The following is a 21,867-nucleotide window of genomic DNA, read 5'->3' as shown; positions in this document are numbered from 1 at the left end:
ATGACAAGGGGCCTTATATCCCTAACAATGAAAAAAGCATTCTATACCTTTTTTACACATAGATATAGTTAACTATTTATTTTATAAAGGAGCTTATGATGATTACTGAAAAAAACATAATTTCTCCAAGCATTGATCCTTGGGAAGCTTATATGGATATGGAGCAGCATGGAAAATTAACCTTATCTAACATTGAATTTACTACAACAACCTTATGTAATATGCGCTGCGAGCATTGTGCTGTTGGTTATACTCTTCAACCAAAAGACCCGAATGCTTTACCGATTGATTTATTACTAAAAAAACTGGATGATATTCCGCATTTACGCTCACTAAGTATTACTGGCGGAGAGCCAATGATGAGCCGAAAATCTGTAGAAAACTATGTTGTCCCTCTTTTTAAATATGCACATAGTCGCGGAGTAAAAACACAGTTAAATTCAAATTTAACACTAGGTCTGGATCGTTATGAACCCGTAATTCCGTATTTAGATGTACTGCATATTTCTCATAACTGGGGAACAGAAGAGGAATTTGCAGAACGAGGTTTTGCGATGATGGCTAGAAAACCAACTTATGAACAAAGAGGGAAGCTATTTAACAACATTATTACAAATAGTAGAGCTTTAGTAGAAGCTGGGGTGGTTGTCTCTGCCGAAACCATGCTAAATAAGCGTACACTCCCATATTTAGAGCATATCCACCGGCAAATTGTTGAAGAGATGAAATGTCAAAGACACGAAATTCACCCTATGTACCCATCAGATTTTGCTTCTGCTTTAGAAACATTATCACTAGACGAAATTCGTGACAGCATCAATCACCTTCTTGATATTCGCGATGAAAATGTGTGGATGCTATTCGGTACCCTTCCGTTTTATCCATGTAATACGAAAGAAGAAGACCTACAGTTATTAAACCGCCTTTATTCTAGCAAAAACGTAACAGTTCGAAATGATCCAGATGGTCGTTCTCGTTTAAACGTAAATATTTTTACTGGCGATGTAATCGTTACTGATTTCGGTGACACTCCAGCTCTTGGTAATATTCAAACAGATAATTTAGAGGATATCTTCCAAAAATGGCTTTCCACTGATTTAGCTCGTTCACTAAACTGTCATTGTCCTGCTGTTAAATGCCTTGGACCAAATGTCCTTGTAAAAAACAGTTACTATCAAGATGTAGATTTTACAAAAAGAAATGCAGTAATTAGTCGATAATAAAAAGTAGTGTCCATTGATAGTTGATGGACACTTTTTATTGTGCGTTGTGGGAGTTTTTTGCATGATGATTTTGTACTATTGGTATAAGTTTGCGGTAAGGAGAAATGCTGTTTTTCTTTTTGGCTTTCATCTCCCTTATGAACACCTCTTTTCCGCTTAGCTTACCTTCTTTTGGTTTTCATTTCTCTTATGAACACCATTTTTCTCTTTCCTCTCCGCTTTTCTTGCTTTCATCCTTCCTATGAACACCACTTTTCCGCTTAGCTTACCTCCTTTTGGTTTTCATTTCTCTTATGAACACCATTTTTCTCTTTCCTCTCCGCTTTTCTGGCTTTCATCCTTCTTATGAACACCATTTTTCCGCTTAGCTTACCTTCTTTTGGTTTTCATTTCTCTTATGAACACCATTTTTCTCTTTCCTCTCCGCTTTTCTTGCTTTCATCCTTCCTATGAACACCTCTTTTCCGCTTAGCTTACCTTCTTTTGGTTTTCATTTCTCTTATGAACACCACTTTTCTCTTTCCTCTCCGCTTTTCTGGCTTTCATCCTTCCTATGAACACCATTTTTCCGCTTAGCTTACCTTCTTTTGGTTTTCATTTCTCTTATGAACACCATTTTTCTCTTTCCTCTCCGCTTTTCTTGCTTTCATCCTTCTTATGAACACCTCTTTTCCGCTTAGCTTACCTTCTTTTGGTTTTCATTTCTCTTATGAACACCACTTTTCTCTTTCCTCTCCGCTTTTCTGGCTTTCATCCTTCCTATGAACACCATTTTTCCGCTTAGCTTACCTTCTTTTGGTTTTCATTTCTCTTATGAACACCATTTTTCTCTTTCCTCTCCGCTTTTCTTGCTTTCATCCTTCCTATGAACACCACTTTTCCGCTTAGCTTACCTTCTTTTGGTTTTCATTTCTCTTATGAACACCATTTTTTCCAATTATCCCCTCCTCGTTTAGCTTTCATCCTCCATAAAAAAGCCACTTTCTCCGATTCACTTCTGTTATTTCTGTTTCCCACAACACCTTCTCTAACAAAAAAGACTGACATCCATAGTCAGTCTTTTCACCATTTATTTATTTCGGTTTTTCGCTTGCGCTGAATTCAAAGGAAACATGATCTTGGACAGGAATCCATGCACCAATTCCTTGAGAAGTTACATTTTTGACTATAATGGATTTTTTGCTTCCTTTAAGCATCATGTATACTTCACCATATGTCACTTTTCCTTTTTCATTAACTGCAGGTGCATAGCCATATAAATACCCTAGTCTTTTAGCTGGGATATTGTATACTTGATCCTTTTTCGTTCCTGTTCCAACCACTGTTTCAAATGCGAGAGATAACCCTGAATTTTGAGCTGCTTTTACAAGCATCATTTTCTTTACTTGTTCTGCATTGGGAATTTTTGCAGTTAAGCCGCCTCTTACTTTTTTCTGTGATTCTTGCACATAATGGATCTGATAGGATGATTTTCCACCACGATTATCATAGAAATTGGTGTTTATTTTCTGATACTCCCAATTTGGCGCTGTTTCTGTTGATTCATAGTTAAGCGGCCATTGGCCTAAATACACAATGGCTTTATAGCCAAGAGCAAATGGCGTACTATTAACCGTGGATTCATTCAGCATACGAATCAAGTCTGGATTATCGATTTTCACTTTAGAAGAATTAATAAGCTGCTGTGTTAACTCACTAGGTTGTAGCTTAGGTACATCCTGTGTTGGGTTTGGATACGTATTTTCCTTCGTTATATTCATAACTGCATTAGGTATGGTAATAATTTTGGATTTCCGTGGATTTTCTTCTTTTTCTTTTTCTTTTGCTTTTTCCGCATACGTGAACATTGGCAGCATTAAGAAAAAAGATATAAGCACAATCATTATTTTCTTGTACATAGCAAGTTGAACTCCCTTCAAATAATCATCCATCACTATGATTATTTTTTTCGGAGTTTATCGAGATTATCCATTTAAAAATAATTTTTTTCTTTCCTTCTATTTTATTACAAATTTCCCCGTCAGCTTAGAACAGTATGGATGGAAAAATTGAATAGCTGGACCAAGTCCAAAAGCAATGATTAAGGTACCAAGCCCAATAGGTCCTTTTACTAAAAAAGCGAACAATAAAGCAAGTATTTCTCCAATTAGCTTAGCCACCATAAGATTGACTCCATATCTCTCCTGAATGGTAACCATAAAATCATCAATGGGATTTAAAGGAAATTCAGACTGTAAGTAGAGAGCAATCCCGAGACCCACAATAATTAATCCGGCAATAAGTAAAAGTAATTGACTCATAAACATAAAATAATGAAGACGATTAACAAGATGTGCCATCCAAAAGTCAACAAAAAAACCAAGAATAAACACGGTTGCTAGAGATAATAAATTTGGTTTATTGCGTAAAAGTAAAGCGTTAACAAATATAAGGATGATACCTATAATAACAATCCAGCTTCCTATTGTTAATCCAACCAAATGAGACAAACCTACATTAAGAGCATCCCAAGGACCAGCTCCTAAATTTGCCTTAATAGTCAACGTTGCCCCAAACGCTAATATAAAAAGCCCGACTACATACAAAAGGCATCGATAAAAAAATGACGACATACCTGTATATCCCCTTTCTCCAACCATCCTCTTTCTTTCATTCATATGCTTACCTAACTTAAAACTTGTCCGTTATTCTTAAAAATAAATAATCAGAATATTTACATTTATTAAATATTATTGTATAATAAGATCATCAAATAAAAGGAGGGCAGCTATTTAGATCGCTTGTATTTTAGTAAAGGAGGACAATATAAACCTTTGAATATTCATCAATCAGAATGTAATCCATATTACAAAAGGAAAAGAGGTTGGTGATCCGATGGAAGCGACATGATAGAATCCCTAAACAACATATTTAAATCAACGAATACTTAAAATTTATTATCGAAAAATAAAGAGGTGAATAAAGAAAAAGAAGCCTAGCCGTTGTAAAGAAAACGGCTAGGCCTTGTTATTTCTAAATTATGTTTCTTAAAGCAAATAAAACCCAATTCCCATAATCGCATAAGCTGCCAGTAAGGTAGCTCCCTCAAACCAGTTTGTCTCTCCATCATTTGAAATACTTACCATTAGCAATACAGCTGTTACCATACTAATAAGTTCTGGCAACGTAAAGACTAATGACATTCCACTCGGGAAAAACAAGGAAATTAATACTAATAACGGTGCCACAAACATCGCAATTTGCAACGTTGAACCAATCGCAATTTCAACCGCTATGTCCATCTTGTTCTTGTATGCCATTACGACAGCAGAAGCATGTTCGGCCGCATTTCCTACAATCGCCACAATAATGATCCCGATAAATAACTCAGACCAGCCAAATGATTCTGCAACTACCTCGAAAGTATGTACTAGGTTTTCTGATACATAAGCAACTGCTAGTGTTGCAATCGCCAAAATAGCAATACTTTTTTTCACAGACCATTCTGGAATTTCCTCATGAGCATGACTGTGGTCTCCACTCTTTTCCACTTGATAAACTCCGCGATGAGTTACTAATTTGAATAAAAGTGCTGCTAAATACAATACAATCAATATAATAGCGATCCCAATGCTTAAGGAAAGTGTTTTTCCTTCACCCATATTCATCGTAAAAACTTCTGGAATTACAAATGCAACAATAACTGCGAAAATCAGCAGTCCTGAATTATGACGAGCATCAAAAACATTAAATTGCTGTCTCTTATACTTTAGCCCGCCGATAAAAAAGGACAATCCTGCTACCAGCAATAGATTCCCTAACACAGATCCAGTTAAGGATGCTAACACTACTTCTGTTAATCCCTCACGTAAAGCAAATATAGCAATTATTAATTCTACGGCATTACCAAAAGTAGCGTTTAGCAATCCACCAATTCGAGGGCCAGCGACAATTGCTAAGCTTTCTGTTGCTCTTCCCATAAAACTTGATAACGCGATGATGGTAAGACAGTAAATAACAAACATAAGAATGCTTGACCAATGTAACAAGGAACCTATTATCGATAATGGAACTCCAATAAATGCTGCTATCATAAATATTTTATTAACCATTTTTTCGCTTCCTTTCTCCTATCATCTTCATATATTTTCCCATCCAACTGGAGGCTAAACTTATTATACAGCTACTTTCCCTAAATATAACCAGTTTTTAAGAAATGTTACTGTTTTATCATAAGAAAAATAATATTCTTATTTCTCTAAAAAATCTATTGCAATACTGTTCAATCCCCTTTAACATCATTTAGGGAGACTAAATATAGACACAATGTAAGAAATAAGGGAGTATATTATGAACAGTAAAAAATTTGCCGTACTAATTAGCATTGTCAGTATTTCTGGATTTAGTCAAGGAATGCTGCTTCCATTAATAGCTGTTATTTTTGAAAATGATGGTCTTTCTTCCAGTTTAAATGGCTTAAATGCAGTCGGACTCTATATAGGGATTCTGCTAATCTCTCCTTTTATGGAACATCCCTTGCGTAAATATGGGTATAAACCCGTTATCATTTTTGGCGGGTTGGTTGTTATTGTCGCACTAGCACTTTTTCCAGTGTGGAAATCCTTTTGGTTCTGGTTCCTTCTCCGTTTATTTATTGGAATTGGAGATCATTCTCTCCATTTTGCAACCCAAACATGGATTACTACCGCTTCACCAAAGGAGAAACGCGGACGCAATATTTCACTATACGGTGTATTCTTTGGGATTGGATTTGCAGTGGGACCATTGTTAACACCATTAGTAAAAATAAATGAGTCGCTGCCATTTATTCTTTCATCTATTATGTGCTTTATCGCATGGATCTTTATTCTCTGGATTAAAAATGATTTTCCAGAACAAACAGTTGAAACCAATTCATTTCTCGATACAATGAAACGCTTTTCTAGTGCCATGAAGTATGCATGGATTGCTTTTCTTCCACCGCTTGCCTATGGATTCTTAGAATCAAGCTTAAACTCTAGTTTTCCTGTGTATGGATTAAGAATTGAATTAAGTGTCGTCCAGATTTCTCTCTTGCTTACCGCCTTTTCGATAGGAGCTATTGTCTTTCAGCTTCCTTTAGGAATGATTAGTGATAAATTTGGCAGAAGACAGACACTTATAACGATTTTAATTATTGGTACTGCCTGCTTTTCTTTCGCAAGCCTATTAGAAGCTTATTTAATTGGCCTGATCATCTGTCTCTTCCTTGCCGGAATGGCAGTTGGCTCTACCTTCTCACTAGGTATTAGCTATATGACCGATTTAGTTCCAACTAATCTTCTACCGACTGGAAATCTTCTTTGTGGAATGGCCTTTAGTGTTGGGAGTCTCATTGGTCCATATTTGGGCGGGGTGTTTATTCAGTATTTCCAGCATATAAGCTATTTTGTAGTGATTGCTGCTATCTTATTTATTGTTGGTTTGATTATTTTCCTTTTCGGGAAAAAAGAAGTGAAAAATCAATATTTAGCAGAAGCAAAATAATACCTTGCGCATACAATATGTGGTAAAATCAGCTTATACAACTAAATATAAAAAAATTATTTTAATTCGGTATTTATGCTGTCACCTACTAGGTGGCAGCTTTCGTGTTTTTTAAGGGTGTTGAACTTGATTCTCGCTCTCAATAAGAATGATTAACAAAGGAGGAAAAAACGATGTCTACAGAAACAGAATTAAAAACCTATATCGAAACAAAGGTAGAAGCAAAGCCAACTCTATTTGCCAAACTATCTCCTCATCTCGAACTTATTGCTGCCGGGATAAGCGGAGTATTCATTGTTGGCGGCTGGATTTTACATCATTTTCATTATTCTTCTATGTCTATTCTTGCCTACTTACTTGCTTTTGTGATTGGAGGGTATGCAAAAGCGAAAGAGGGAATCAGCGAAACTATTGAAAATAAAGAATTAAATGTCGAAATGCTCATGATTTTTGCTGCAGTTGGTTCTGCTATTATAGGATATTGGGCAGAAGGAGCGATATTAATATTTATCTTTGCTGTAAGCGGAGCATTAGAGACTTATACAATGAATAAGAGCAACAAAGAAATATCTGCCCTGATGAAATTACAGCCAGAAGAAGCGGTGCGAATCCTGCCTGATGGCCAAGAGCAATTGGTTCCAGTATCATCTCTTTCTATCTCCGATATCATTTTAATTAAACCAGGTGAAAGAGTACCTGTGGATGGAAAGATTATAAAAGGAACTACAGCAATTGATGAAGCAGCTATCACAGGCGAATCTATCCCATTATCTAAGGGGATCAATGATGAAGTTTTTGCCGGAACCGTAAATATAAGTGGCTCCATTACCGTCACCCTGACAAAACATGCAGATGAAACTCTTTTCCAAAAAATTATTACATTGATTCAATCAGCACAAAGTGAGAAATCCCCTTCGCAAGCCTTTATCGAAAAGTTCGAAGGTGCGTATGTCAAAATTGTGTTAACTGTTGTTGTCCTATTAATGTTCCTTCCCCATTTCCTATTAGGGTGGTCTTGGAATGAAACTTTTTATCGAGCAATGATTTTTTTAGTCGTGGCCTCTCCTTGTGCCTTAGTTGCAAGCATTATGCCAGCCACCTTATCAGCGATTTCGAATGGAGCAAGAGCTGGTATTCTTTTTAAAGGTGGCGTTCACCTAGAAAACCTTGCCCATATAAGAGCAATTGCCTTTGACAAAACAGGAACATTAACAAAAGGAAAACCGGTTGTAACTGATGTCCTGGTTGATCGTCATTTTTCAAAGAAAGAAATCATTCAAATAACAGCTAGCATTGAAAGCCATTCAAATCATCCACTTGCAAAAGCAATTGTCCAATACGCTAAGCATAAGTATCAAGAGACATTCCCCCAGCCAGAGAGCATTCAAGATAATTCAGGCTGGGGTGTGACCGCCCTTTTGAATAACAGCGAATGGCGGATCGGAAAAGCTGCTTTTGTAGGAGAAAAGGAAGCAAAGGCTTTCCAAGAAGGAAAATATGATCAGTTATCAGAAGAAGGAAAAACCACTGTATTTATTAAAAAAGATGCAGATGTGATTGCGTTAATCGCATTAAAGGATATTGTAAGAGAAGAATCAAAAGAAGCTATTAACCGCTTAAAAGAAAATGGTATTTATACGGTTATGGTGACAGGAGATAATGAAAAAACAGCAAAAGCCATTGCCCAAGAAAGCTATGTAGAGGACTATATTGCGGAATGCTTACCAGAAAAGAAAGTAACCTCTATTAAAGAGTTAAAAGAGCGATATGAAATCGTGGCAATGGTAGGGGATGGAATTAATGATGCACCAGCTCTCGCCACAGCAAATGTCGGCATTGCCATGGGGGAAGGTACAGATGTTGCTTTAGAAACGGCAGATGTCGTCTTAATGAAAAATGATTTACCTAAAATTGCTGATGCTATTCAACTATCTAAACGGATGAATCGAATTATTAAACAAAATATTATCTTTTCTATTTCGGTCATTATGCTATTAATTATTTCCAACTTCTTACAAATCGTTGCCCTTCCATTTGGCGTTATTGGACATGAGGGCAGTACCATCTTGGTTATTTTAAATAGCTTGCGGTTATTAAAAGGATAAGCAACTCGGCGGGAGGAATGGGATACATGTTTGGCTGATATTTTTTGCTTTTGGCTGATTCCTCCCTCCGGTTGGCTGATATTTTTTGATTTTGGCTGATTTCTCCTTCCGGTTGGCTGATATTTTCTGGTTTTGGCTGATTTCTCCTTCCGGTTGGCTGATACTTTCTGGTTTTGGCTGATTTCTCTTTCCGGTTGGCTGATATTTTTTGGTTTTGGCTGATTTCTCCTTCCGGTTGGCTGATATTTTTTGCTTTTGGCTGATTCCTCCTTCCGGTTGGCTGATATTTTCTAGTTTTGGCTGATTCCTCCTTCCGGTTGGCTGATATTTTCTAGTTTTGGCTGATTCCTCCTTCCGGTTGGCTGATATTTTTACTTTTCAGCTAATTCTCTTGCTCGATTGGCCAGATATATTCAATTATCCACTATTCCCCAGCCCAATTAGTGATTTTTTTATAAGAGAACCATTTAATTGGCTAAGCTGTATATGAGTCATCATTAATTCCCCCACACTGTTTTCGTCACTGCTAACATTGTTACCAAAAGGAATTAATGGACCAAACACAAACTAGCTAATTTTCCCAATTTATATTGCTATCCTTTATTACGCCAAGCAAAAAGGCCTCCAAAGTGTATCTTTGAAGGCCTTTTGGTTAATGGTAGCCGTTTGATCCGTTGGCAGAACCAGATGTTTTATGCTTTGGCTTACTTTTCCCTTTTTGTTTTGTTCCGCCATCTTTTTTTGTATGTTTTGTCATTTTAAATTCCCCCTTTATTAAATGTTTCCCCTCTAATAGTTTGTTCTTTTGCATTTTTTTTATAGAGGTAAATAACGGATACACTTAACAAGGTTCTTTCTTTCTTTCCGTGAAATAAGCATTAATCTCGCCACCAATAATAATAATAATGCCTGTTATATAGAACCAAATCATTAGAACAATAATTGTTCCAATACTTCCATATGTTGCCGAATAATTACTAAAGTTCCCTACATAATAAGAGAAGGCTAAAGAAGCGACTACCCAGCCAATTGCAGCGAAAATGGCTCCTGGAATAGCGGAAATACATTTTAGTTTTTTATTCGGTGCAATCCAATAAAGAGCAAGAAACACAATAAATAAAATGATTGGGGATGCAAGAAACCTTAAAGTATTCCACAAAGATAAAAATTCATCCGTTAAGTTAAATTGGGAAAATAAAAACATCCCGATTTGTTCTCCAAATACTGGCAATAGCAAAGCAACTACTACTACAGCAATCATTCCAAGTGTCAGTAAAATAGACATTCCTCTTGCAACTATAAAAGATCTTGTTTCTTCCACATCATACGCTTTATTTAATGCCTTTACGATAGCATTTAATCCGTTTGAAGCAGACCATATTGTCGCAATGATACCAAAGGATAATAAACTAACATTTCTGCTTAGCACCTGATCAATATTGGATTCAATCGTATTCATAATATCTCCTGGAGCAAAACCCTCCACTAATCCTAATAAGTCTTCCTTCGTAATAGGAAGATACGGAAGAAGTGTCATCACAAAAATAAGTAATGGGAAAATTGACAAAAGGAAATAATAGGATAATTGGGCTGCCAGATCAAATACATTATCTTGTTGAATTTTCTTGATAAGAACCTTTATAAATGGAATTACGTCTCCCATACAAAATCACCGTCCTAACAGTTCTTTTATGTATGTCTATTGCCCTTTATTGTGTAAATAAAAACCTGTCCATTAAATAGAAAAGACATTAGCCCTTTCTGTACTCATGGTATGTAATGGAAGGCAGCCTAAATGCATCCCTCTTTTCAAATAAAGAGAGGGGGACATAGGCTGCTATCCCTGTTAAAGCATTCTTACAGGCTATTCTGGCTTAGGTAAATATTGTATGCTGGAAACAAGCGTTCTTTCCTGATTTCTCATTTTTCCACTTGTGAAAGCTTCCTTTGTATCTCGGATAATACCTGCTACGACTGGTGTTATTCCTTTTAGTTCTTCTAACTGTTTTTTAACAAATGCAGCATCGTCCGAAATTTTCAGGGCTGAATTCTTTATTTTTTCGGAAGTCAGATTCAAACTAGATGTCATTTGATCTAAATCTGTTACAGTATCTTTCGCATGCTGTAAAGTTGTTACTGCATGTTGTCTTGTATGTCTATCAAATAAGCTGATTGCTGTTCCAATAAGACTGCCGATAAAAAGACCTTTTGTTATACTCATTTTCATCATCCCTGCCACCTCTCCAAATTAGTTATTTTGGCTATTACAGCACCATTTCTAAAACAGGCTTGAAGGATGGCTCTTATTGCCTATAAGGAATATTTTTGTTTAATCTCTCGTAACAGACCTTCACAGCCATCCTTCACTAAGGCAAACACCTCTTCAAAATTGCCGGTATAATATGGGTCTGGTACTTCCTTTCCCGCAGCATGGTCTGTATAATCCATTAATAAACGGACTTTTGTGCCGACTAACATTTCATTAAGCTTTTTGATATTCGCTATATTACTGTTATCCATTGCAATTAGATAATCAAATTCTTCTAAATCCTTATCCGCCAATTGACGGGCAAAAATACCTGCATCCTTGATTTTATTTACTTTAAGAATATCTCTTGTTCCCTGGTGAGGCGGATTTCCAGTATGCCATCCGCCAGTTCCGGCAGAATCACAAATAATAGTCTTCTGCAATCCTTCCTTTTCGACTAGGTCACGGAATACCGCCTCCGCCATAGGCGAACGACAAATATTTCCTAAGCAAATAAATAAAACACGTATTTTCATTTTTATTTTCCTCCATTTTTCTATTTACATACTTTTTTTACTTACCAGTTCGCAAAAAGCACTTTATTTAATCATATACCTCTATATTGACATTTCTATGTTTGCATGAAAAGATGAATAGAACAACTTTATTGTCCAAGAAAGGGGAAAGGTATGAATTTAGATAATAAAACAACAGAAAATGTGAATTTCATGATTGAAAAGATAAAAGAAAAATTAAAAGTATTAAACATAGGTGCCATTAAATCCACCCATTTTGATGAAGATCTATATGATGACATTAAAGAAATTTATGATCATGTGATGAAACGAGACTCCTTTAGTCCAAATGAAATGCAGGCACTCGCTGAAGAGCTTGGAAACTTGCGAAAACAATAACTTGATTTAAAAAAATCAGTGGGTGGATGCCCACTGATTTTTTTAAATGCCATAAGATCGACAAAATATCCCCTTAAGCATCTTGATCTGTAAGAATAACAGGACCTTCTTTTGTGATGGCAATGGTATGCTCATATTGTGCTGAGTGCTTCCCATCTATCGTTCTCGCTGTCCATCCATTATTATCCATTTTCATTTTATAATCACCCATATTGACCATTGGCTCAATTGTAAATACCATTCCTTCTTTGATACGTGGCCCTTTACCAGCTAAACCAAAATGAGGTACTTCTGGTTTTTCATGTATTACTTTTCCAATGCCATGTCCGATAAAATCTCTCACAACAGAAAAACCGTGTTCTTCCACATATTGTTGAATAGCGAATCCAATATCCCCGATGCGATTGCCAACCTTCGCCTGTTCAATACCTATATAGAGGGCTTTTTTTGTAACATCCATCAGTTTTTGCAATTCAGCTGATACTTCTCCAACTGCATATGTCCATGCAGAATCAGCCAATGCTCCATTATAATTAACAACCATGTCAATGGTTACGATATCTCCCTTTTTTAGAGGCTCATTTCTTGGGAAACCGTGACAAATTTCATCATTTATACTAGCACAAGTTGCATATGGATAATCTCGGTATCCTTTTTGTTCGGGAGTCGCTCCCATTTCTGCTAAATAAGCTTCCACCTTTTGATCAATTTCCAAAGTAGTAATACCTGGTTTAATCATCTTGGCAATCATTTTATGACAACCAACTAGAATCTCACCAGCCTTCTTCATTTGTTCAATTTCTCGTTTTGATTTTAATACAATCATGTCCAAGCCTTCTTCCTATCTAAAGTTACCGCTAAGAATGAACACAAATAGAATTTTGTCTATTCCTCTTTTTATATTAGCGGTTCATTAAGTATGCTATCTTAACATTATGAGTTGATTGCAGCAAAAAAAACAACTATTCTCTTCTTAAGATTAACACAAAAAAAGAGCCTATACCTACTGCAACTCATGATAAAAAGATTATATTCCCCTTACCATAAATCTGTGTAGGTACAGACTCTTTCCATTATTTATATTTCTTTATTTATTTAAAAGCTTTAACGATTCACGATTAAAGGCAGGGATATCTTTTGGCGTTCTGCTTGTTACTAATTGGTCCCCACATACGACTACCTCTTCATCCTTAAAAGTAACACCTGCGTATTCCATGTCCACTTTGATTGATTTGTAGCCAGTAGCATTTCTACCTTCTAGCGCTTTAGCAGTAATGAGGAGCTGCGGTCCATGACAGATTGCAAAAACAGGTTTTTTTTCATCCATAAACGCTTTTGTAAAAGCCACAACTCGATCATCGACACGAAGCTGGTCAGGAGAAAATCCTCCTGGTATGAATAAGGCATCAAATTCATCAGGGGAAACTTCATCTATTCCTTTATCAATTGTCACTGAGGCTTCTTTTTGTTTTCCTTCCACCGTTTTACCAGCTTCTAGTTCAATTGTTACAACTTCGTGCCCAGCTTCTTTATAAGCCTTAGCTGGTTCTGTGTACTCAGAGTCCTCAAACATATCAGTAATTAAAGTAGCAATTCTTTTACTCATATATAGCATCTCCTTTTCCTATTTTCTATAAGTAACGTTCCCCATAGAATGAAAATAAAACATGCTAGGACCATTTTTTCACGCTTCGTTTCTTCTTGCAAAATCAACAAATCGAAATTTATCTGGTCGATGTCGCGACTCAGTAAATTGAAATAAAGTAGCATTTTCAAAATAAATGTAGTTTTTCACTACTACGATCGAATGAAATCCTTCTAAATCTAATAGATTATAGTCTTCTTCTGTAGGCTCTTCTACCGTAAATTCTTTTTTCGCAAAGCTAATTTTTAAATTTAACTCTTTCTCAATATAGTCAAAAATAGAGTTTTTACATATTTCCTCTGTTAATCCCGGAACATATTTTTCGACAATATAATCCTTATCTAAAATGATCCGTTCTTGATTAATTTCTCTTACACGAAACACTTCCCAGATAGAATCGTCCTTGTTTAACTGCATTTCCTTTTGCAAAAGAGAAGATGGTTGTTTATTCGTAAAGCTCTCAATAATTGTTACAGAGGAATGTCCCATTTTATCCGCCAATTCCTTAAAGCTAACTAGCCCAGAAATCGGAAATTGAAGTTTTTCTAAATCAAGTACTAAGGAGCCTTTTCCTCTGAGCTTTTGAATATATCCTTTTTGCGATAAAATATTTAAAGCCTTACGGATCGTTTCTCTAGATGTGTTATACTGCTCAGCTAATTCATTTTCAGATGGCAAAATAGTATCAGGTGGATACTTTCCATTTCTGATCGCAGCCTCAAGTTCCTCGAATATCATATAATATTTATTCAACATGAAATTCACCAACATTTTCAAATTATTCGTTACCATTCTACTCTTTTTCAGACAAATTGTCTAAAAAGGATTGAAAAATAAATAAAAAAATGTTTCAGTGTATGTAGAAAAGGGTAAACACTATAAGATATATTTCAATATTGTGAACATACTTTTAAAATAGTCTTTTACATCAATGGTTTATAAGCATAATGGATAGAACAATTCGTTCTTTATATGGAACTTTTTATCTATAAATGCTATCATAAATATACATACCGTAAAGAGTGAAAGTGAGTGAGCGTATGATTGGGGATCGTGTAAAACAGCTACGTTTAGAGAAGAGAATGTCCTTGTCAGAATTAGCTGAACAAGCCGGAGTTGCAAAATCTTATTTAAGTTCCTTGGAAAGAAATTTACAATCCAATCCATCGATTCAGTTTTTAGAAAAAATAGCAGCTGTTTTCAATATACCAGTCGATCATTTAATCAATGATCAACAGAATAAGGATGAGTTAGATTCTGAATGGTTAAAAATTGTAAAAGAGGCAATGGATTCTGGAGTATCCAAAAAAGAATTTCGTGAATTTTTGGAATTTAACAGATGGAGACTGGAACAAAAAAAATAATACGTTTTCCACTTATATGGCTAAAATAGGTTATTAAATTTTTCCATTACAAAAGAGTTATCTACATTGAATGCCTCACAATATAATTCCATTATTGTGAAAAAATTCAATGTAGAGATACCTTTTTTGTCCATTTTTGGACAATCATTTTCTATATACAAATGTTTATTTCGGATTTTCTTGAATTAAGTAATCCTTCTCACTTCGCAAAAATTCTCTTACTTCTTGCAAATTCATTCCAATATTTTTGGCTTCATTAATTAATTGAATCCATTCTGAATCCAATTCCTCGGTAAAAAGTTGACTATTAATCACTTAATTCTTCCCTCCCAAAAATACATTTGTATTTTGGCAGTCCGGCCATCATTGTTTTAAGACATTAGATCCGTGACTTTGCGTCCCAAACTTTCGTATTGGTTTGCCTTTTACATTTACCTTTTCTCGTATTCTTTACTGTTTTCCCATTATATCGCTTTTCCTCATGAAATGATGCAGTAATTTGTCATAAAATTAGGACAAATTACTAAAATATTTCTCGTTGTTTCTACAAAATATGTTGATTCCAGCGAATCTTATCGAATTAATCATACTTATGCATTATTTACAGATTTCTCTAATGCCAGCAGCACTACTTATCTTGTCTTCTATCATAATATTGTGTTTGATAGCTTTTTAGCACTTTTTTAAAAGAATAATTAATATGAATTTGTTCAAATGTAATTGCATCAAAAAAAGGATATTCCGTTAAGTCATTTTGGCATATAGGACAAATCCACCTGCCTCGTTCACTACTACTGTACGATGGTCTATTGCATATGTCACAGTTTTTTCTATACATTTTTCACCTCTTCCTTTGCCTTTTCCTTTTAGGTTTGTATGCTGAAAAATAATTGCTACGATTTAGTAAGAAAATCCATCCTAGTATCTTTTTAATTAGGATTATAATGTTATAAAACACAATAATGTTCTTATTAAAGAACTTTCCCATAAGTATAGTGCAAAACTATCATTTTTTAAAATTCCAAAAACAACCGTTTTTTCTTTTTAACGAACAACTATCATTCTTTTCCTCAGAATAACTCCTATTATCTAGCTTTTTCATATTTTCTATTCATTTTATCGTTCGTTATAATGAAATTATATTTCTTTAGGTGATAAGGAGAAAATTGTTATGCTGGTTGGAGCAAAAATAAAGACATTAAGAATAAAAAAAGGCTTTTCTATTAATGAACTTTCCGACAAATCTGGTGTTTCCAAATCTTATTTAAGTTATATTGAAAGAGGAATTCAAAAAAATCCCTCTCTTCAAGTATTAACGAAACTTGCCCACTCTCTTGAGACAAATGTGGAGGAACTACTAGACAATAATCACACAGTGATAGAAGGCATTGATGAAGACTGGATGAGTTTGGTAGAAGAGGCAATTGAAGAAGGAATCACAAAAGAAGATTTTGCTGGCATTCTTGAATATGTTAAATTTAAAAAAAGACAAGAGAACTAGAAATAAGGAAAAGCTAACTCTATTATAGCAATCGCGCATAAGCATAGGACATAAGCAAAAAATAGTTATGATTATCATAAGTTCATTTTTCTCAATGGGACAACTCTAAAGTCTCCTTGGCTTCCTCTATTGGAGTTTATCTGTACTCTTCCTGTTTCGTTTTTTTAATAAAATTTTTTCATTAAAAAGACTATTCAAAGAGAATGGCACTACCGATTTGGAAAGCGACATTCTTACTTCGAATAGTCTTATTTCTTATTTATTTAACTCTACTGCTATTCTTGAGCCCACTTCTGCATTGTTTTTGACTAATGCAATATTAGCAACTAGGCTTGTTCCTTCTGTTAATTCTTTTACGCGACTTAATAAGAATGGAGTTACTTTTTTACCTGTAATATGGTTTTCTTTCGCTTCTTGAAGTGCCTTTTCAATAATATCTGTAATGTATTTTTCATCGAGAGCATCATTTTCTGGAATTGGATTAGCGATCACTACCCCGCCATCTAATCCTAATGCCCATTTTGTTTGGATCATGTCAGCTGCTTCTTTTGGATTTTCTACTGAGAAATTCACTTCAAATGGACTAGTTCTTGTATAGAAGGCTGGAAGAGACTTTGTTCCATATCCTACAACTGGAACGCCATATGTTTCAAGATATTCTAACGTTAATCCAATATCTAATATAGATTTAGCCCCTGCGCAAACAACCGCTACGCTTGTTTTAGCTAATTCTTGTAAATCTGCAGAAATATCCATTGTATGCTCTGCTTCTCTATGAACACCGCCAATTCCACCAGTTACAAACACTTTAATTCCTGCAAGCTCTGCGCAAATCATGGTAGCTGCTACAGTGGTTGCCCCATTTTTTTTACCAGCAATTAAATATGGTAAATCACGTCTGCTTGCTTTCTCAATATTATCGCTTTTAGCTAAAAATTCAATTTCATCTTCTGATAAACCAATCTTTATTTTTCCTTCTATTATCGCAATAGTTGCAGGAACTGCGCCATTTTTGCGAATAATATCTTCTACTTCTTTAGCGGTTTCCACGTTTTGAGGATAAGGCATACCATGGGAAATGATAGTTGATTCTAATGCTACAATCGGTAGATTATTTTTCTTTGCTTCTAATACTTCTTTTGAGAATTCTAGCCATTCTGTTTTCATGTTATATGCTCCTTTTAGCGAAAGTATTTTCCAAATAGTTCTTGTAACTTTTTATTATTTAATAGTGGATTTACTGTTTGATTCGATTGAAGGGTTATGTTCGAGCAAGTAATGCCGATTTTACAAGCGTCTTCCGTGTTTAGGCCTTTAATATGAGAATACATTATACCTGAAACAAGGGAATCGCCAGCACCTGTTACATCGACTACTTCTGCTTCTGGAGGTAAGATAACACCAGCTTCCCCTAGCTTTGTAAAATAGATAAGGCCTTTATCTCCCCTCGTTATAACTACTTTTTCAACACCTTTTTCGAGAATGATTTCGGCTGCTTTAAAGAAGTCTCCCTCTTCTTTTATTTTCATCTCCGCTAATGCCTCTGCCTCATCTCTGTTTGCAATCAACCAAGTAACTCCATGCAAATCTTCGGGCAGTTTTCGTACTTTTGGTGCCGATACAGGTGTAATACACAATGCCATTTGTTCTTGCCTGCATCTGATGATAATATGCTCCAATACTTCTGCTGAAAAATTAGTGTCAAGAATAACTAATTCTGATGTTGCAATATACCCCCACTTTTTATCGATTATATCTTTATCAATGGTGTCATATATAGACATATCCGCTAAAGCAACAGCAAGTTCACCATCAGATTCCAATAAAGCTGTATAGGTCCCCGTTCGATATAGATTAGACAAAAGAGAAGGAGTGATATCTGCATAGCTTTTGGTATTCTCTAGTAGCCATTCCCCTTCATGGTCATCTCCCACAATAGTAAATAAAGAAGTTTCGAGTCCCAATCTCCCTAAATTCTCTGCAATATTTCTTGCTACCCCGCCAGGAGACTGACTTGTAGAGGCTGGATTAGAGGTACCGTATTGAATGGTCTCCTCTGCTTGAACTTTACGATCTACATTGGCTCCTCCAATACAAATAACTTCTTTCTTTTTTGGTAACACATAGGCTCTACCTAGTAGTTTTCCTTCTTTTGTTAAAGAAGAAATATAACCTGCTACCGCAGAACGGGATAAGCCCATTTTCTCAGCTATTTCATTTTGAGTAACAAAGGGATTTTCTTTAATCAGCTGAAGAATAAAAATCTCTTTATCATTCACTTCCATCTCCCCCTCAAATAAAGTGAAACTGCCAATTGTCAGAAGTAGAGAAGAATCATCTCTAGCCCTAAAAACAACATTTGTCTACATTATAAACTTTTGTTTATCAAACAACAAGACTTTATTCATTTTTATGAAAACTTTATTTATTTGTTTTTTTAGGAATCTCTTTTTAATCAAGATTTTCCAATCAAAAAAAGAAGACTATCCATTGTTAGTCTTCTTTTGCTACTCTTGGTTCAATTAAAATATCTACTCTTCTATTTTTTGCTCTTCCAGCAGAACTATCATTACTAGCAATAGGCTGAAACTCACCGTAACCTTTGGCGCTAAATGATTTAGGATCTAGTTTCTTGTTTTCAAGAAGTAATTTCATGAAATTTAAAGCTCTAGTCACACTTAGTTCCCAGTTGGACGCATATCGTGAATTGCGGATGGGAACATTGTCTGTATGTCCACTTATAATAATGCTTCGCGGCGGATCCATGACAAGTAAATTAGCAATTTCGGAAACAACTTTTCTGTCTTTATTGCGAACTTCGGCACTTCCAGAAGCAAAGAGTACATTATCTCTAATTGAAACATGCAAACCTTCATCCGTCAGTTCCGTATCCAGCTTATTCCCTAATTTATTCTTAGCAATATAGGCATTTACCTTTTGTTGAATCTCTGATAATTCTTGTTTATCTTTCTGTTTTTGTAATTCTTTTAGTTCTTTTTCGCTAAGATTTTTTTTATCTTTTTTATCTTCCTTTTTCTCTTGATCAGCCAAATCAACATCTGTAGTTTCACTATTCATTGACGGTGCAGGACTAGGGTATTCAAATATACCTGTCCCTCCTTGTAATTCTTTATTAAAAGCTTCTGCGATTTCAGAGAATTTTTTAGCGTCAACAGAACTCATGCCATATAAAACGATAAATAAAGCCAGCAATAAAGTAAGGATATCCGCATAAGGAACAAGCCAAGATTCATCAACATGCTCCTCATGATGTACTTTCTTTTTTTTCTTTTTACTCATTCGTATTCACACTACTTTCGCTTTCTTCAAGAAATTGTCTTCTTTCTGAAACAGGTAAATACGATGCAAGCTTTTGTTCAATTACCCTAGGCGCTTCTCCTTCTAAAATAGAAAGAACCCCTTCTATCATCAAATATTTTTGACTTGCTTCCATGTGTGATTTTCTCTTCAGTTTATTTGCAAATGGATGCCATAAAACGTATCCAGTAAATATCCCCATTAAAGTAGCAACAAACGCGGCACTAATAGCATGTCCAAGCGCTTCAGCATCAGACATATTTCCTAAAGCTGCAATCAGCCCAATTACTGCTCCAAGTACTCCCAATGTAGGGGCGTAGGTACCTGCTTGGGTAAAAATAAGCGCTCCTGTACGATGTCTCTCTTCCATTGCTTCAATTTCTTCTGTTAATACATCTCTAATATACTCTGCACTTTGTCCATCCACAGACAAAGATAAGCCATTTCTCAAAAATGGATCTTCAATTTCATCTGTTTTTGCTTCTAATGCAAGAAGTCCCTCTTTTCTAGCTAATTGTGCCCACTCTGAAAACAAGCGAATTAACTCTTTCGTATCCTGCACTTTCTGCTCCTTAAACAAGATGCCGAATAACTTTGGAACTCGTTTAATCTCTGAAGCAGGAAAGGCAATAACTACTGCTGCTACTGTACCTACTAAAATAATTAGAATAGCTGCTGGATTCAATAATACCGCAGGACTGACACCTTTAAACACCATTCCTACTCCCACAGCAATAATAGCAAGTATAATTCCTATCAAGGAAGTTTTATCCATTATTTTCACCTATCTTATTCCAAAATTTCGATTCTATGTCTTACCTTTTTTTTCGACATTTCTCTTCAAAATTTTAGTTTTATTTCATGTAAATTTCGGAAACTTCATGAATCATGACAATAGTCCTGCTTTTTTAATCGAAAAAGAGGACGGGTCATAAGAATTTCAATCAAATATACCCCCGAACAATTATACGTACACACTAAAAAATAGTCGTATAATTGTTCGGGGGTTAATTAAATTTAAGAATGAGGGTTTGTGATGATTACCGCAGCCTGAATACACTTCGCTTTCCATGGGGCAGCCGCGGAGGCTTAGGTTGCTCCCCGGGGTATTATATGTCTGTAGTGTAATAGAACGAATTGGTTTTCACCACCAAATTAGAGAATATTCGTCTTTATCCATTATATATTTGTTTTGCCAGCCACTCTTTTGAAATATAAGTTAAGAAACCTATATTTGAATCATAACCGTACCTACTATCATTATTTCGGAAAGAATTTATTCTCTACCTTTTTCTGATATCCAGAAAAAGGATTAGAGTGACTTTCTCCTGTACGTTCTTTCATCATTTTACGAAATCGCAATAATTTTTCATTATATTTTCTTTGTAAAACTACCTTTTCTCCTTCTGTCTCACAGGAACGAATTAAATCTTCCATGGACAATAATTCTTGTCTAATCTTATCCTCTTCTAATGAATATCCAGCATTCTTGAGAACACGATAGGCCATTCGCAATTCTTTTGGTACAGAATCTAGACTATCTTTTGGGAGTGGTTTTCCGAACCCTGGAAGATGGTTAAATTCCCCGTCTTTATATGCTTTTTTTATTTTATCTTCTGAAACAAGAATCGAAAAATCCATTCATCTATCCCCTCCTGTTTTCATAAACCTATTTCCATTATACAATTTCCACTTCTCGTCGGTATAGGATGAGCGATTTTTATAAAAAATAGAAAAGAAAGGGGTGTTATTATTGGCACGTGGAGAACATTTCAATCATAAGAAGAAACACCATCCAGGTCCGCTTCCAAAGGACACAAGAAAACATACACATACAGAGGATGCTCCTGGCGATGAAGAATTTATCGTAACACAGGAAGCTTTTAAAAACCGAATCGAAGAAGAAGAGTAAATCCATGCAATAGACGGCGTTCGCGACCATTGGAAAAGGGCGCCGTCCTCCTTTTTCCCTCCCTTTATTTTCCTATACGTTCGAAATAGGTCTTCTATATGCTCCGCATTAATATTCAGCAAAAGCTCACTA

The 21,867-nt window shown here is 35.4% G+C and carries 23 protein-coding genes and 1 riboswitch; of the genes, 7 read left to right on the top strand and 16 right to left on the bottom strand.

Going from position 1 to position 21,867, the window contains the following annotated elements; translation table 11 throughout:
* Positions 1-98: 98 nt before the first annotated feature.
* A complete protein-coding gene (gene yfkAB, locus C2I06_RS22450; protein WP_095330732.1) occupies positions 99-1,220 on the top strand; it encodes a radical SAM/CxCxxxxC motif protein YfkAB in 1,122 nt (373 codons plus the stop codon).
* Between the two features lie 1,076 nt (positions 1,221-2,296).
* Here yfkAB and C2I06_RS22445 read toward each other — a convergent pair.
* The 3 genes from C2I06_RS22445 to cax all read right to left on the bottom strand — a co-directional run bounded on the left by C2I06_RS22445 (position 2,297) and on the right by cax (position 5,314).
* Complete coding sequence (locus tag C2I06_RS22445; RefSeq protein ID WP_095330728.1) at positions 2,297-3,121, bottom strand: YfkD famly protein; 825 nt, start codon at positions 3,119-3,121, stop codon at positions 2,297-2,299.
* Positions 3,122-3,220: 99 nt separating this feature from the next.
* Entirely contained in the window at positions 3,221-3,835 is a 615-nt protein-coding gene (locus C2I06_RS22440) for a YczE/YyaS/YitT family protein (RefSeq protein ID WP_095330727.1), read from the bottom strand.
* 414 nt (positions 3,836-4,249) lie between these two features.
* Complete coding sequence (gene cax / locus C2I06_RS22435; protein ID WP_123258890.1) at positions 4,250-5,314, bottom strand: calcium/proton exchanger; 1,065 nt, start codon at positions 5,312-5,314, stop codon at positions 4,250-4,252.
* Between the two features lie 238 nt (positions 5,315-5,552).
* Between cax and C2I06_RS22430 the strand changes: the two genes are divergently transcribed.
* Both C2I06_RS22430 and C2I06_RS22425 read left to right on the top strand, forming a co-directional pair.
* Complete coding sequence (locus tag C2I06_RS22430; RefSeq protein WP_095330723.1) at positions 5,553-6,728, top strand: MFS transporter; 1,176 nt, start codon at positions 5,553-5,555, stop codon at positions 6,726-6,728.
* A 173-nt stretch (positions 6,729-6,901) separates the two neighbouring features.
* A complete protein-coding gene (locus C2I06_RS22425; protein ID WP_123258889.1) occupies positions 6,902-8,833 on the top strand; it encodes a heavy metal translocating P-type ATPase in 1,932 nt (643 codons plus the stop codon).
* A gap of 841 nt (positions 8,834-9,674) precedes the next feature.
* Here C2I06_RS22425 and C2I06_RS22420 read toward each other — a convergent pair.
* From C2I06_RS22420 to C2I06_RS22410, 3 genes are all read right to left on the bottom strand, one after another.
* A complete protein-coding gene (locus C2I06_RS22420; protein WP_095330719.1) occupies positions 9,675-10,496 on the bottom strand; it encodes a YihY/virulence factor BrkB family protein in 822 nt (273 codons plus the stop codon).
* 201 nt (positions 10,497-10,697) lie between these two features.
* Positions 10,698-11,063 carry a YtxH domain-containing protein gene (locus C2I06_RS22415; protein WP_163184870.1) on the bottom strand — a complete coding sequence of 122 codons (366 nt, stop codon included), beginning with the start codon at positions 11,061-11,063 and terminating at the stop codon, positions 10,698-10,700.
* An 80-nt stretch (positions 11,064-11,143) separates the two neighbouring features.
* Entirely contained in the window at positions 11,144-11,617 is a 474-nt protein-coding gene (locus C2I06_RS22410) for a low molecular weight protein-tyrosine-phosphatase (RefSeq protein ID WP_095330715.1), read from the bottom strand.
* Between the two features lie 153 nt (positions 11,618-11,770).
* On the opposite strand from C2I06_RS22410, the gene C2I06_RS22405 reads away from it, so the two are divergent.
* A complete protein-coding gene (locus C2I06_RS22405; protein ID WP_095330713.1) occupies positions 11,771-11,995 on the top strand; it encodes a DUF1128 domain-containing protein in 225 nt (74 codons plus the stop codon).
* Between the two features lie 73 nt (positions 11,996-12,068).
* Here C2I06_RS22405 and map read toward each other — a convergent pair whose 3' ends face one another.
* The 3 genes from map to treR form a co-directional block, all read right to left on the bottom strand.
* Entirely contained in the window at positions 12,069-12,821 is a 753-nt protein-coding gene (gene map / locus C2I06_RS22400) for a type I methionyl aminopeptidase (protein WP_095330711.1), read from the bottom strand.
* 261 nt (positions 12,822-13,082) lie between these two features.
* Positions 13,083-13,601, bottom strand: coding sequence for a type 1 glutamine amidotransferase domain-containing protein (locus tag C2I06_RS22395; RefSeq protein WP_123258887.1), 519 nt, complete (start codon positions 13,599-13,601; stop codon positions 13,083-13,085).
* Positions 13,602-13,679: 78 nt separating this feature from the next.
* Positions 13,680-14,396 carry a trehalose operon repressor gene (treR, locus tag C2I06_RS22390; protein WP_171509291.1) on the bottom strand — a complete coding sequence of 239 codons (717 nt, stop codon included), beginning with the start codon at positions 14,394-14,396 and terminating at the stop codon, positions 13,680-13,682.
* 284 nt (positions 14,397-14,680) lie between these two features.
* Between treR and C2I06_RS22385 the strand changes: the two genes are divergently transcribed.
* A complete protein-coding gene (locus C2I06_RS22385; RefSeq protein ID WP_047941727.1) occupies positions 14,681-15,004 on the top strand; it encodes a helix-turn-helix domain-containing protein in 324 nt (107 codons plus the stop codon).
* A gap of 165 nt (positions 15,005-15,169) precedes the next feature.
* Here C2I06_RS22385 and C2I06_RS22380 read toward each other — a convergent pair whose 3' ends face one another.
* Positions 15,170-15,319: an anti-repressor SinI family protein gene (locus C2I06_RS22380; protein ID WP_082138297.1), complete on the bottom strand. Its 150-nt coding sequence runs from the start codon at positions 15,317-15,319 to the stop codon at positions 15,170-15,172.
* 32 nt (positions 15,320-15,351) lie between these two features.
* Positions 15,352-15,437: riboswitch (cyclic di-GMP riboswitch) on the bottom strand.
* 195 nt (positions 15,438-15,632) lie between these two features.
* Positions 15,633-15,842 carry a hypothetical protein gene (locus C2I06_RS22375; protein WP_047941728.1) on the bottom strand — a complete coding sequence of 70 codons (210 nt, stop codon included), beginning with the start codon at positions 15,840-15,842 and terminating at the stop codon, positions 15,633-15,635.
* 333 nt (positions 15,843-16,175) lie between these two features.
* Between C2I06_RS22375 and C2I06_RS22370 the strand changes: the two genes are divergently transcribed.
* Positions 16,176-16,505 (top strand): helix-turn-helix domain-containing protein, encoded by a 330-nt coding sequence (locus C2I06_RS22370; RefSeq protein ID WP_123258886.1) that lies wholly within the window; start codon positions 16,176-16,178, stop codon positions 16,503-16,505.
* 255 nt (positions 16,506-16,760) lie between these two features.
* Here the strand turns inward: C2I06_RS22370 and C2I06_RS22365 are convergent, their stop codons facing one another.
* The 5 genes from C2I06_RS22365 to C2I06_RS22345 all read right to left on the bottom strand — a co-directional run bounded on the left by C2I06_RS22365 (position 16,761) and on the right by C2I06_RS22345 (position 21,464).
* Entirely contained in the window at positions 16,761-17,672 is a 912-nt protein-coding gene (locus C2I06_RS22365; RefSeq protein ID WP_095330703.1) for a pseudouridine-5'-phosphate glycosidase, read from the bottom strand.
* A gap of 14 nt (positions 17,673-17,686) precedes the next feature.
* A complete protein-coding gene (locus tag C2I06_RS22360; protein WP_217279784.1) occupies positions 17,687-18,790 on the bottom strand; it encodes a carbohydrate kinase in 1,104 nt (367 codons plus the stop codon).
* Positions 18,791-18,998: 208 nt separating this feature from the next.
* Positions 18,999-19,805 (bottom strand): flagellar motor protein MotB, encoded by an 807-nt coding sequence (gene motB, locus C2I06_RS22355; RefSeq protein WP_095330700.1) that lies wholly within the window; start codon positions 19,803-19,805, stop codon positions 18,999-19,001.
* Entirely contained in the window at positions 19,798-20,598 is an 801-nt protein-coding gene (gene motA / locus C2I06_RS22350) for a flagellar motor stator protein MotA (RefSeq protein WP_095330698.1), read from the bottom strand. Before motA ends, motB begins: the two co-directional genes overlap by 8 nt.
* 485 nt (positions 20,599-21,083) lie before the next feature.
* Complete coding sequence (locus C2I06_RS22345; protein WP_123258885.1) at positions 21,084-21,464, bottom strand: DnaJ family domain-containing protein; 381 nt, start codon at positions 21,462-21,464, stop codon at positions 21,084-21,086.
* Between the two features lie 112 nt (positions 21,465-21,576).
* Here C2I06_RS22345 and C2I06_RS25220 point away from each other — a divergent pair, with 112 nt between their 5' ends.
* Positions 21,577-21,735 (top strand): hypothetical protein, encoded by a 159-nt coding sequence (locus tag C2I06_RS25220; RefSeq protein WP_162837578.1) that lies wholly within the window; start codon positions 21,577-21,579, stop codon positions 21,733-21,735.
* The last annotated feature ends 132 nt before the right edge of the window (positions 21,736-21,867 follow it).

Source organism: Niallia circulans, from assembly GCF_003726095.1.
GTDB classification, from domain to species: domain Bacteria; phylum Bacillota; class Bacilli; order Bacillales; family Cytobacillaceae; genus Niallia; species Niallia circulans_A.
The sequence above is the reverse complement of the archived record's forward strand: the minus strand, read 5'-3'. Positions and strand labels throughout refer to the sequence as shown.